This window comes from Campylobacter concisus (genome assembly GCF_003049705.1).
Classification (GTDB): Bacteria; Campylobacterota; Campylobacteria; order Campylobacterales; family Campylobacteraceae; genus Campylobacter_A; species Campylobacter_A concisus_AR.
Map to the genome: position 1 here is coordinate 24,569 of NZ_PIRF01000003.1, position 12,682 is coordinate 37,250.

The 12,682-nt window shown below is 35.6% G+C and carries 14 protein-coding genes; 3 read left to right on the forward strand and 11 right to left on the reverse strand.

Annotation, left to right across the window (positions count from 1 at the left end; translation table 11 throughout):
- Positions 1-113: 113 nt before the first annotated feature.
- From CVT05_RS03660 to CVT05_RS03710, 11 genes are all read right to left on the reverse strand, one after another.
- Positions 114-521: a tetratricopeptide repeat protein gene (locus tag CVT05_RS03660; protein WP_107697880.1), complete on the reverse strand. Its 408-nt coding sequence runs from the start codon at positions 519-521 to the stop codon at positions 114-116.
- A gap of 135 nt (positions 522-656) precedes the next feature.
- On the reverse strand, positions 657-1,484 hold the full coding sequence (locus CVT05_RS03665; protein WP_103601062.1) for an ABC transporter permease: 828 nt from the start codon (positions 1,482-1,484) through the stop codon (positions 657-659).
- Positions 1,477-2,130, reverse strand: a complete 654-nt coding sequence (locus CVT05_RS03670; protein ID WP_054197251.1) for an ABC transporter ATP-binding protein — start codon at positions 2,128-2,130, stop codon at positions 1,477-1,479. Before CVT05_RS03670 ends, CVT05_RS03665 begins: the two co-directional genes overlap by 8 nt.
- 9 nt (positions 2,131-2,139) lie before the next feature.
- The gene (locus tag CVT05_RS03675; protein WP_107697881.1) at positions 2,140-3,039 is read right to left on the reverse strand and encodes a NapH/MauN family ferredoxin-type protein; all 900 of its coding nucleotides are present in this window, start codon (positions 3,037-3,039) and stop codon (positions 2,140-2,142) included.
- Positions 3,040-3,041: 2 nt separating this feature from the next.
- Positions 3,042-3,503, reverse strand: coding sequence for a c-type cytochrome (locus tag CVT05_RS03680; protein WP_072595068.1), 462 nt, complete (start codon positions 3,501-3,503; stop codon positions 3,042-3,044).
- Positions 3,503-4,051: a c-type cytochrome gene (locus CVT05_RS03685; protein WP_084109872.1), complete on the reverse strand. Its 549-nt coding sequence runs from the start codon at positions 4,049-4,051 to the stop codon at positions 3,503-3,505. The genes CVT05_RS03680 and CVT05_RS03685 overlap by 1 nt, the downstream gene beginning before the upstream one ends.
- Positions 4,048-4,725 (reverse strand): 4Fe-4S dicluster domain-containing protein, encoded by a 678-nt coding sequence (locus CVT05_RS03690; RefSeq protein WP_084041224.1) that lies wholly within the window; start codon positions 4,723-4,725, stop codon positions 4,048-4,050. The genes CVT05_RS03685 and CVT05_RS03690 overlap by 4 nt, the downstream gene beginning before the upstream one ends.
- Positions 4,718-5,974 carry a nitrous oxide reductase family maturation protein NosD gene (locus CVT05_RS03695; protein WP_072595071.1) on the reverse strand — a complete coding sequence of 419 codons (1,257 nt, stop codon included), beginning with the start codon at positions 5,972-5,974 and terminating at the stop codon, positions 4,718-4,720. Before CVT05_RS03695 ends, CVT05_RS03690 begins: the two co-directional genes overlap by 8 nt.
- Entirely contained in the window at positions 5,967-6,722 is a 756-nt protein-coding gene (locus CVT05_RS03700) for a cytochrome C (RefSeq protein WP_072595072.1), read from the reverse strand. Before CVT05_RS03700 ends, CVT05_RS03695 begins: the two co-directional genes overlap by 8 nt.
- Positions 6,723-6,805: 83 nt before the next feature.
- Positions 6,806-9,394 carry a Sec-dependent nitrous-oxide reductase gene (gene nosZ, locus CVT05_RS03705; protein ID WP_107697882.1) on the reverse strand — a complete coding sequence of 863 codons (2,589 nt, stop codon included), beginning with the start codon at positions 9,392-9,394 and terminating at the stop codon, positions 6,806-6,808.
- A 12-nt stretch (positions 9,395-9,406) separates the two neighbouring features.
- Positions 9,407-10,225, reverse strand: a complete 819-nt coding sequence (locus CVT05_RS03710) for an ATP-dependent protease (RefSeq protein WP_107697883.1) — start codon at positions 10,223-10,225, stop codon at positions 9,407-9,409.
- A 418-nt stretch (positions 10,226-10,643) separates the two neighbouring features.
- Here CVT05_RS03710 and moaC point away from each other — a divergent pair, with 418 nt between their 5' ends.
- The 3 genes from moaC to CVT05_RS03725 are packed head-to-tail and all read left to right on the forward strand — an operon-like array spanning position 10,644 to position 12,610.
- A complete protein-coding gene (gene moaC, locus CVT05_RS03715; RefSeq protein ID WP_180998499.1) occupies positions 10,644-11,120 on the forward strand; it encodes a cyclic pyranopterin monophosphate synthase MoaC in 477 nt (158 codons plus the stop codon).
- Complete coding sequence (locus CVT05_RS03720; RefSeq protein ID WP_021091143.1) at positions 11,095-11,361, forward strand: DUF493 domain-containing protein; 267 nt, start codon at positions 11,095-11,097, stop codon at positions 11,359-11,361. Before moaC ends, CVT05_RS03720 begins: the two co-directional genes overlap by 26 nt.
- A gap of 10 nt (positions 11,362-11,371) precedes the next feature.
- Positions 11,372-12,610 (forward strand): hypothetical protein, encoded by a 1,239-nt coding sequence (locus CVT05_RS03725; protein ID WP_021091078.1) that lies wholly within the window; start codon positions 11,372-11,374, stop codon positions 12,608-12,610.
- The last annotated feature ends 72 nt before the right edge of the window (positions 12,611-12,682 follow it).

Below are 12,682 nucleotides of genomic sequence, written 5' to 3' on the forward strand. Positions count from 1 at the left end.
AAATTTTTAGTTAATAAAAAAGAAATTCCAAGTAATACTAAAGTAAATTTAACTTTAAAGAAGCTGCATTTAATAAATTTCTTTTAATTAGTGAAAGTACAAAATTAAAATAGCTAGTTTTTAGGCACAAGCTCTAATACATTGCAAGCTCGTTTGCTGCCCATCTTGCAAGCTTTATCAAGAGCGTTTGCAGAAAGATCAAAGCTTTGCTCAGTGCCATTTCCTTGCAGATACTTTGTCGCTAGCTCATAGCAAGCTTCACTGCTGCCATCATCACAGAGCGATTTAAATATCTCAAAAGATTTTTGCGTATCTTTCTCTGCGCCAAGGCCGCGTCCTAGCATATCTGCATAGATAAAGCAAGAAATTTTATCTTTATTTTCACACTCACTTGAAAGCTTTTTTGTAAAATTCTCGCAAGCTTTAACGTTGCTTTTATTAATGCACTCTTGCATATTTATATCCCAGTTTGCATTCAAAGATAGAAGTGCAAATGCTAAAAATAAAATGGATTTTTTCATAAATTTCCTTGGAAGAAGTTAGCTCCCTTTGGGGGAAAGGGAGCTATTACAAAAAGGAGGTTTCTTGTTGGACAAGTGGAATAATACAAGTTTCGTCTAAATTTAAAACCAACTTTTCTTTAACAAAAAACAATCTCAAACCAAATCTTTTTTGCTAAAGGCAAAATAGCCACAAACTAGCAAAATAATGCCTAGTAAGAGCGGATAAATAATCGCGTAAGCTACAAATGTCGCCTTTGGAAAGGTGCTTAAAATAAAATAAGATGCAGTACCGATAACCGCTAAATTTGGATCAAAAAGACTAAGCGCTGCTATCCTGAAAAGTTCTATCGGATTTAGTATAGCAATAGCGTAAATAACGTACTCATCGACTGAACTTCTCATAAGAAGTCCAATTAATGCTAGATCAATAAATGCAAGCATTATAAGCCAAAGTAAAAACGCCACACCTTGGCCTGTCTCTTGATTTTTAATCACGCTTGAGATAAAAAATCCAAGAGATAAAAAAATGATACTTAAGCTAAAAAGTAGTCCAAAGTAAAGCACCAGCACGCCCCAAGGTATCGACACGCCCTTGATAAAGCCAACCACCACGCAAAGCAAAAGAGCAAACAAAAGTGGCACAAAAACAACAAATGTACGGCCCAGTGCCTTGCCAAAGTAATACTCTCTAAGGCTTAGCGGGAAGCTAAGGATGTATTCAAGCAAATTTGTATCTCTATCTTGATTTATACTTCTTACGGTTGAGATGAGAATAAAAATAGGCACAATGATGACGCAAATTTGAATAAACAAAAGCAGTGCTCTAGTAAGCCCAGAAAAGCCAAGCACACGTGAGTCAGTCACTCCGCTAAATAAAAATCCTATCATCAAAGCAGAAAAAAGCGCAGCATATATCACAAACCATCTTGAGCGAAAAGACTCTTTTACATCAAGCTTTGCTATTAAAAAAAGATTATTCACTCTTGCTCCTTAAATTTTCTTCTTTGATGATCTTGCCAAGATCCATATAGACGCATCTATCTAATAAATTTGCTATCTCATCGATACGGTGTGAAATAAAAACAAGTGTTTTGTTTTGCGTGAAGTTATCAAGTAAATTTTTAAAAGAAAGCCTTGCTTTCACGTCAAGATTTGCCGTTGGCTCATCAAACATCAAAATTTCACTATCCTTAGCAAATGCGATGGCTATTAGCATCTTTTGTTTCATGCCGCCAGAGAGCTTATAAAATGGCTTATTTAAATTTGCATGCAAATCAAGCTCTAAAAGCTTGCTAAATTTCTCAATCTCTTCAAATTTTACATTTGAGCTTTTGCAAACAAACTCACAAAGCTCACGTAGATTAAATTTAAGCGGTGGTGGGGTTTGTGGCACAAATGAGATAAATTTCAAAGCCCCTTTTCTATCTTTTAGAGTATTTACGCCATTTATCGCGATACTTCCACTATTTGGGATAAATTCTCCTAAAATGATACGCATGAGCGAGCTTTTGCCAGCTCCATTTTGTCCAAGTATTGCTATTTTTTCACCAGATTTTACGTTTAGGCTAACATTGTCAAGTATCCTTTGCGAGCCAAAAATTTTAGTTACTTCTTTTATATCTATCAAAAATTTTCCTTATATTAGTTTTTTAAAGCCGTTGTCAAATTTCAGTGCATCTTGATGACACACATCAATACACCTACCACAAAGCGTGCAATCAGCACCAGCTATCCTAAAGATATTTTTGCTCTCATCAAGCTTTGCTCCCTTTTTTGTCATAAAAAGTACGTGAGGCACTAGACAAACATCAGTGCAAACTAAGCAGTGATCGCACCTTTCTTTATCCCAGCTAACTTTTATGGCATTTGGTTTAGCTAGCACCGAGTAAGTAGCTCCAATAGGACAGACATATCTGCACCAAGCTCTACGTGAGAAGAAAATTTCAACCATAAGCATAGCCACAACGAACCAAATAGCATGAAAATAGCCATAGATAATAAATCTTGAAAAAATCCCAACAACATTAAAAATTTCAAATGTAAGGCTTGCACTAGCAAAGCTAAGGGTTAAAAATAAAATGGTAAAAACATATCGCCACTTTGTGTCAAAAACTCGTGGTTTTACTATCTTTTTGGCGCGTAAATTTTCATGGATCTTCTCAGCTATTTCGCTTATTAATGAATATGGGCAGATCCAAGAACAAAAGCCTCTACCGCCAAAAATGATATAAAAGGCCAAGATACTAAGTGAGCCAATTATTAAATTTACATGGATTTCATGTGTCGCCAAAAAGACTTGCAGGCTCATAAAAGCATCTGCCAAGTGAAAACCAAATATCCTTGAGGCACTGATGTCGCCTTCTAAAATTTGTATATCAACTCTATATGAAAGCACAAATAAAAGATGGACTAGAATAATGCTAAAAATGCGCCAAAATCGTATACTAGGACGTTTCTTGCCATCTTTTGTAGTTGTGATTAACGTGCTTAGAAAGCTTACATTTCTAACCGTCGCACGAGTGTTATATTTGTCCATTTTTACTTTTTAAATTTAGAAATTTCATCTGCAAGGCTTTCAAGCTCGCTATCACTAACATTTGTAAGTAGCCCCTTCATAAGTGAGTTTTGCACCTTACCAGCTTTATAATCAGCTAGCTTTTTAAGTAATTCATCCTTACTTAGATGCGTTATATCAGGAGCAACGATACCTTTTGCATTTGCACCATGACACGGAGCACAAGTTGTTAGATACTGCTTGCTAACGCCTTCATTGTGCACTTTAGCCACACTTAGACTTAGCTCTTTTACCTTTTTTAGCTCATCTTCGCTAGCAAATTCTTCACTAGACTTTGGCTGCTCTTTTGTAAAATTTTGCTCTACTTTTGGCTGAGCATTAGTTGCTACTTTTTCCTTTTTAGGCGGAGTCTGGCTTAACATAAACACCATGATACCGCAAATTGCTACCGCTAAAATAATGGTTATAATCTTTCCTACTTTCATTATTTGCTCCTAAATTGTGTATTAAAATCACTGATTTCTTTAGCTAAATTTCTGATTTCACTATCATCCATTTTTTTAACAAGGTCTCGCATTAAAACATTGACTTTTTCTTTATTTTTATAAGCATTTATCATTGTATAAATTTCATTTTCACTTTTTGTTAAAAGTGATGGCCCGATGATGCCATTTGCGTAATCATCGTGACAAGCTGAGCATTTTGTAATGAAATTTTTGCTAAGTCTACCCTTTATAAGTCTTAAATTTATAGTTTGAAGAGGGGTTCTTACCATTGCTAAAGCACCGATTTGGCGGCTTACATTATTATCTTCAAGTCCAAATTTTACGCTCTTTTCGCCGTGCATATCGTATTTTATGAAATCATTTTGTTTATTTGTACTTTGATTATTTTCTTTTTTTTCAACCTTTATGCTAGCACTCGTGGCTACATTTATTGGTTGCTCGCTAGCTGCTTTTTGCGCTTTGTCATCGCTCTTTTCACAGCCGACAAATAGCAAAGCAGCAGCCACTAAAGACATTATTAATCTCATTCTTTCTCCTTATAAATTTCATCATAACTCATTTTCGGGGCAATATTTATAATTTTTACAGGGCAAACCTCAGCACACACCCCACACCCAACGCAGCCATGCTTTATGAGTGGTAAATTTGCTTCGCTCATTACTATTGCACTATCGCCAACTGGGCAAATGCTGACACAAAGGTCACAAATTTGACCGATTTTGCCTTTTATCTTATCTTTTTCTGCCTCTTCTCTATCGTTATAAACTTTGCGGACAAGTAAATCTTCAACGCTATCTTCGCTTAGTTTTTCTCTTTTTAGGCACATACAGGCATTTGCATTACTCAAGACAGCAACGCCCATTTTCACATCATCAACAACTTTTGTAGCATGATCTAACGCACCACTTGGACAGGCGAGTACACATGGGAAAAGATCACATAAATAGCAACCTCTCTTTTTAGGATCAATGTATGCTGTACCATTTGAATATCCATCTTTTATATCAAGCAAACTTATACTGTGATAAGGGCATACCTGCACACACTGACCGCATTTGACACAAAGATCATCAAAGTCATCAACCGCACCTGGCGGTCTAAGATAGAGTTTATCGCCGCTACTTTTTGGCAAAATTTTACCTATGCCATATCCTGCGGCAGCTGCGACTGAGCCTAAAATTATAAATTTTCTTCTATCCACGTTTTGCCCTTAATGCGTTAAAATTTGAAGCATCAAGTGGTTTTATCCTTGGCGTACTATCTTCAAGTAGCTTTACTGGCTCAGAAAATGGTGCGAGTTTGGCTAAAAAATTTAAGATACTAAAGACACTTGAGCCATAGAAAAACTGCAAATTCGGATAATACTGCCAAAGCTGATCGGCATACGATAGATGCATAAACGGCGTATCGCCATAGCCATCTTTATCTCTATCAAAGCTCTCATACTCATCATAATAATTTTTACTCCACCGATTTAATGCCATTTTATCGCCTGGAGTGTCGTTCGCAACGATATCCATATTGCCTATAAAATCATTATTTTCAAAGATACTTGTCCCCTGAGTGGCGTGAAAATATACGCCAACGACGTTATGTAAAATTTTATTGCCTAAGAAATTTATCGTTGAGCCTGGCTGAAACGGCGAGTTATCAAGCAAGATTCCTCTTGCATTATAGATAAGTGTGTTATTTTCGATAGTAAAATTTGAAACATCTTTTAGACCAATGCCGATACCAAAAGCGCCATCACTATCCATAACAAGATTATTTTTTATATTTGAGCCAGCCGAATACATAAAAAACATTCCGACTGCATTGCCGATAAAATCATTGTTTTCGACTAAATTTTGATTTGCATACATAAAGTGAAGTGAGTATCTACCGCGAATCGCTTTATTTTTTAAAAATTTATTGTGACTTGCATACCATGCAACCATATCGCGGCTATCATAAATATAATTGCCTTCTATTAAATTTTCATGACTATACCAGAGTCTAACAGCATCACCTCTAAAACCAAGACTGGCCCCTTTTTTAGAAGTGATGTTATTTTCAGTGATTTTTGAGCTACTGCACTCTTTAAAATCAATCCCAAAAAGCACATCACTCAAGTCATTTTGCGTAACCAAGACATTATTTGCTTTATCACAGCCAATGCCAGCATCTAACTCACCAAGGTCATTTCCGCTACCACTTATCTTTAAATTTCTAAGCGTAACATTTGAGGCAATAATCTTTACAACTGTGCCTTTACCATTTCCTTTTATATGAGCGTTTTTGCCCTCACCAACGATACTAAGAGGCTTATTTATAGTTATGCTTCCTTCATAGATGCCGTCCCCTAGCTTTATAACATCGCCAGGGCTAGCGTTATTTATTGCATCTTGAAGGATATTTGCGGAGCTAAAAATAGGCAAGAAAGCAAGGGCAAAAATAAAAATTTTACGCATTTAGCTCTTTTTTCTTTGAAAATACTGCAAGTATGCAAAATACGCTCATAGCGATCATAACCCAAAATCCGATACTTGGATAAGAGTGCGTTGTAAATTGCGCGACGCTACCATCGCCTAAAACTGTTGGCATAAATGGTTTAATCTTAAATGCACCCCACTCTTGCATATTGTGTCCATACCAGTAAAGCCATCCTGCAAATGCGCTCATAAATAGCACAGGCGCGATAATGGTTGGAACCATAAGAAGTGAGTTAAATTTGCCGTTGTAATACAAAAATGCAAGCATACAAAGCGTTGAAATAAGCAAATAATAAGGTGCTATCGCTCGCTCTAAATTTCCACCATGCTCCATAGGATACATACCGATGTAGTGATTTATCGTATTCATCTCATGCACATCGCCACTATATCCATCTACGTGAAAATATACAGGAATTCCATCAGGAAAGGCTGATTTTGGATAATTTGGAGCTTCAAGAGAGACGTACCAGATAGGAAAAGATGGTGTGCCTATCTCTGCTTTTTGCTCGATCATCTTATGAAGATCGCTTGCTACATCTTTTGATAAAAGATGATTTTTATACTGAAATGAGCTATAAAGATTATATATACCGTAAGTATAAGATGGTAGTTCATCACCATCAGCTATACGCTCTTTTGCTCCGTGCCAACCAAGAACAGGCAAAGTAAAACAAACAGTCATTAAGACAAGTGCAACAATGGTATAAATTTTATATTTACTCATGATCTCTCCTTTAAATTTTAAAATTTCATCTGCTAAAAATAAAATTTTAAAATTTAAAAAGGGGCAAAACGCCCCTTTAAAAACTACATACCAGCGTTTTCATCTACCCATTTTAGGTATTCGATGATATTTTTGATCTCTTCATCACTCATGTGCTGATTTGGCATTCTAAGGTTAAAGTAATCAATCATTGATTTAATATAGTCATCATTATAGAACTTAGCAGGATCTTTGATAAATTCTGCCACCCATTTTTCACCATTTTCATGTCTTAGTAAAACACCTGTTAGGTCTGGGCCTGAGCTTACTTGACCGATAACGTGGCAACCATTACATCCGCCTTTTAGATAAGCCTCTTCACCTTTTGCAGCAGCTGGACTCATCGGAGTTGCGATCTCTTTAGCTAGGTTATTTTTAGCTCTTAAGCCAACGTCAGCTGTTTTAACCATGTATTGCCATACTTGGTACTCCCAAAGGATAGCGCCGTTTACGTCGCCTTTTTTGTAAGCTTCGTCAGCTTTAGCTTTTACCTCTTTGATGTGGCCGTATTGATCAAGTGCGTCATCAACTAAAGCTTTTACTTTTGGATATTTCTCATAATGTTTCTCTTTTAGGTACTTAACAACCTCTTGGATAACATCGTCAGTTGCCTTATTAGTTGCGATTACTTTGTCGTATTCGGCTTTTAAAGCTTCTGGGCTTAGAGTTTTTAGCTTGTTATTTTTTGCAGATTCATATTTTTTATTTGGATCTTTAACAAGTAAATAACCCATCATCTCTAGGTGAAGTGCTGAGCAAAACTCGGTGCAGTAGTATGGGAAGACACCTTCCATATCAGCTACGAAATTTACTGAAGCGGTTTTGCCAGGCTCTAGTGAAGCGTGAATATTGTAAAGGTCGATGCCAAAGCCGTGAGTCTCATCTTGAGCGCGTTCTAGGTTTGTTAGGTGGATAGTTACATTATCACCTTTATTTACCTCAATATGCTCTGGGTTGATATGGCTTCTGATCATTGTCGCATAGACAGTTACATTTTTGCCATTTCTCTCAACTCTTTCTTGACCAGCTAGAGTTGCATATGGGCTAGCCTCGCCTGTTCTTGAGTTTGTACCCATGTTGTAAGTAAGCGCTGGGCTTAGTTTGCTAGCAGCTATTGAAACAACATCGTGTGGCTCGCCAAGTGGTATTGGCATATCATAGATTAGATCCATTTTTGCACCAGTGATGTCTATTAGCTGGTGATTTTGTGGATGAAGTGGGCCAACTGGGCTAAAGCGATCGATTGAAAGTTTATCAAGCGCGATTGCATATTTGCCAACTGGTTTTGCTGATTTGCCTTCCATTGTATCAAGGTGGCCGATATTGTAGTGAACATTTATCTTATCAAGCACTTTTAAATTTTTATAGTCCCATTTTACGATTTGACTATCAACGTAAAGTGAAGTATAAAGTACGCCATCTTGTGAGTCAAATGATGTGTGCAGTGGTCCAAGGCCAAGTTCTACTTGTCCGTGCATTGATTTTTCTCTATCTAAGATAGGAATTCCGTATGGGTCAGTGCCAGCATACTCTTTTTTATCAATTAGCTCTTTGATCTTTCTAAAGTCATAAACTGAAGCGTGAGTATCAAGCTTTCCGCCAATAATGATGTATCTACCATCTGGAGTTACGTCACAACCATGTGGGCTCTTTGACTCTGGGATCAAAAATAATGCACCTGCTTTTACAGCAGCGTCTATTGTAACTACCTTGTGACCATTTATAACTTTGTAGTTTTTCTTGTCTTGAACAAGTTTTTCTAAAATTTTCCAGTTATAAACGTGTAAGAAGTCAGTGTCATTTCTACTTGCACCTGCTTCAAATGGAGGAAGGCCTTTTTCGATACCGCCAGTATACATCTCAGTATTTATTGAGTTTGTAAAGCCCCAGCCGTAGCTCTCGCCTTTACCAGCATCACTTAAATCTTGCCAGTATGGTGGAAGCTCAAGAGAAAATGACTCTTTCTCATCGATCTTGCCTTTTGGATAGTCAAATTTCCAAAAAGTTACAGCGCCTCTATAGACTGCTTCATAGTCGTCTATTGAGTGGTAGTTGTTATCAAGTGGGGCTGCATATTGGCTAGCTTCGATAACATACTCGCTATTTGGAGTGATGAAGCTACCGCCGTGCTCACTCTTCATGATAGGGTTTACAACGATTTGAGTTGTCTCAAAGTCATGCAAATTTATAACTGCGATTCTTGGATTAGCTTTATCGTTGATAAATAAATAATCACCAACATACTCACCATTTTTCTCAGTGAAATTTGGGTGGTGTGTATCGCCCCATGTTATCTCTTTGCCCCTGATGTTGCCTTGTTTCAAAACAGCTTTTGACTCATTGTCATAGCCATATCCTTGCCAAGGCTCTGGTGTGAAAACACCGATGTATTTATAAATTCTCATCGACGGAACGCCATAAACTAGCACTTGACCGCTTTGCCCGCCAGATGAAAAGACGATGAAATCATCTTTTTTACCGCTAGGCTGATAAGTTTTAGCAGCTGCAAGGACATCTTTTTCGCTTAGCCCACGCTCTTTCATGACTTTTTCAAGGTCACTACTAGCAGCACAAGCAGTCGTTAAAGATAGCCCAAGCAACGCAGCACTTGCGACACAAAATAACTTTTGCATTTACTCTCCTTTTTAAAATGAATTTATCTCTAAACTCTTTATCTCATTGTCTAAATTTACGCCATTTAAGACGCCTTTATCTATAAAAATTCTTTTTATCTCATTGCTAAAAAGAATCTTTTGTCCTTTTAGTTTAAGATCTTTGTCAAATTTATAAACTACTCCATCCCCATCACCTATAAAAATTTCATCCTCCATACACGCAAGAGCTGAAATTTTAGATTTTAAAACTTGCTTTTTAATTCCACTTTTAAAATCTAAAATTTCTCCATCTCTAAAGCCAAGTAAAATATCATTCCCCTTAAATTTACAGGCGCTAAGCGGAGCAAAGCCGACACGCTTTTTCTCTTTTAAATTAAGCTCTTTATCAAGCAAAAATGCTTTGCCGTTAAAGCTTGTAAAAAATAGTTCATCATCAATTGGCAAAAGGCTTGAAATTTTATAAACATCTTTATAATTTTTAGTTAAAAGTTTATTTAGATTTTTATCAAAAACGCCTATGCTGACTTCATTTGCCATATCGCAAGCTACGTAAATTTTATTTTTAATTGCCACAATTTGTGAAATTTTACAGCCAACATTTGGCATAGCAAATAAGAAATTTTTCTCATTTGTTACCTCAATAATCTCATTATTTAAATTTGCGATATAAAAGGATTCTCCATCATTTCCGCACTCTTGATTTTTATAAATCGTCTCTTTTAGATCCAAATTTTTAATCTGTCCATCTTTTATAAAGACGATGCTTTGGTTGCTTTCATTAATAAAGCAGCCTAATTGCTGGGCAAAAGCTGTTATCAAAAACAAACTTATACAAAGCAGAAATCTCATAATCCAAGGCACTTTCATCATAAATTTAATAAGCAAAAAAACTATACATACTTAACTCTTAAAAGCAAATTAGCGATTAATTTATTTTTTTAAGCTTTTAAAGAAAAATATCAATAAATTTTTTTAAATTTTATTATTTACATTATATAGACATTATGATTTAATCAATACTAATATAGTTTTAATAAAATTTATTATTTATTGAATCGCTTATTTTTAGTACTAATTTGCACAAAAATTTAAATTTGAATTATTTCTTAAGAAAATTATTTAAATTAAATAATTATATTAAGGAATGAGAATTCTCTTTAGTATTTAAGTAAAAAGCTAGATTTTATGTATTTGTTATATTTTTAGCTTAAACCTATTGGTAATTTAAATTTGTTTAAATAGGCTATAATCCGCCAAAAAAGGAGAGATAATGCTAACGCATTTAGATGAGAAAGATCGTCCAAAAATGGTTGATGTGAGCCCAAAAGATCCAACAAAAAGAGTAGCAACTGCTAGCGGGATCATCAAGATGAGCAAAGAGGCCTTTAGAACGATCAAAGAAAATACTGGTAAAAAAGGTCCAGTTATCCAAACGGCTGTCGTTGCTGCGATAATGGGAGCAAAAAAGACAAGCGAACTAATCCCGATGTGCCATCCACTAGCTATTTTAGGTGTGGATTGTGATATCGAGGAGCTGCCTGAAATTTGTGCTTTTAAGCTCTATGTGAGCGTAAAAATAGAGGGTAAAACAGGCGTTGAGATGGAAGCATTAACTGGCGTTAGCGTGGGGCTTTTGACCATTTATGATATGGTAAAAGCTATAGATAAAAGCATGGAAATAAGTAATATCGTGTTAGAGAGTAAAACAGGAGGAAAAAGTGGCGAGTATATGCGATCTAAATAACAAAAAAGCAAAAATTGATTACCCAACGCATTGGGAATACAAAATAATATTTGATGCAGATGTCAATGTAGAAGAAAAGGTAAAAGAGATAGTAAAAGATAGAGAATTTAAGCTAGTCTTTTCAAAATTTAGCAAAGATAAAAAGTATGCAAGCTATGACTTAGCCGTACTAGTTTTGAGCGAAGAAGAGAGGCTAGAGATATTTTCTGCACTAAAACACGAAGCAAAATACGTTTTATAAGGTAAAAGATATGAATAATTTAGAACAAAATTTACATGATTATAAAAGCAGTGATGGCTTGTTAATAAGCATAAAAGCTCTTTGCAATAACTTCTTTCAAGATGCTGCAAACAAAGATATAAATGCTTTGCCAGAAATTTTAAAGGCTAAAATGAACGAACTTTATGACAAAATGAACAAAGAAGATCTCATAAATGCAAAAAATCTAAAAAGTGCCATGGAAGGGATAAATCAAGCCATTGTCGGTGCTGAAGAAAAGGCACTTTACGAGCTACTTGATAAAAAAGATGAGCTAAATCGTGCAATAGAAGCAAAACGTGAAGAGATAAAAAATAGGCTCAAAATTTCATTTGAAGCAGCTGAAGAGGTCGTAAAAGATAGAAATTTTAGTGAAAAAGAGGAAATTTTAGAGCTTTTAAATAATGCGATCATTAGAGAAACAAGACTTCTTGGTATCTTAAAAGAGAGCGCTCAAATCGCATTTTTAACAACTCTTGAAGGTGCAAAAGATGTCGAAGAAACAGCTGGTGCGATAGCTAAAAATATGACCTATGTTGCGATAATTGGAGGAGAGTTTAGCAAAGAGCGGATACTTGAAATTTCAAAAAACATCATCATAGCAGCGGCAAATTTAGCAGATGAGGGTCATATCTTTGCAAAAGAGCTGATAAGTGGAGCGATAAGTGGCACAAGAGATGGTATTTTAAGGGCTATAGAAAAACTTAAAGATGAGGCTAAATTTGCTCCAGATGAGCTTAGGCTAAACTCACAACTACTAAACTTAAAAAATATTGATGAAGAATTTATAACCTTGCTTAGGGAACTTGAAAAGGAATTTGAAGGTGTAGCAAGAAATGAGATCGAAAATGTGATAAATAGCGAGCTAGATACAAACCTAGCTAAATTTAAACGCATTAGCGATCAAGCAAGAGAGCAGATTATTTCAAGGATAGAAGAGTTAAAGTCAAATGGCATGGCAAAGCTTATGAGCGAGGCAAATAATAAATTTGAAGCCCTAAAACAAGAGCTAAATGACAAGAGTAAAAAGCTAAAGCTAAATTTTGATACAAACGATAAAATCGAAGAGATCAAACAAGAGATCGCTAATCTTGAGAAAAAAGCCAATGAAAAATTTGAAGACATCAAACAAATTGACATCAAATCAGAAGCTAAGAAATTTGGAGATAGGGCTTATCAAGCTGCAAAAGATCTGCTAAATGTTATTAAAAAAGATAAAAAAGAGGATTAAATTACCAAGCTTATCTTGAAATTTTTCCTGAAAGATACTCGAGTTATATATTCTTGCCAAGTGTGAAAATTT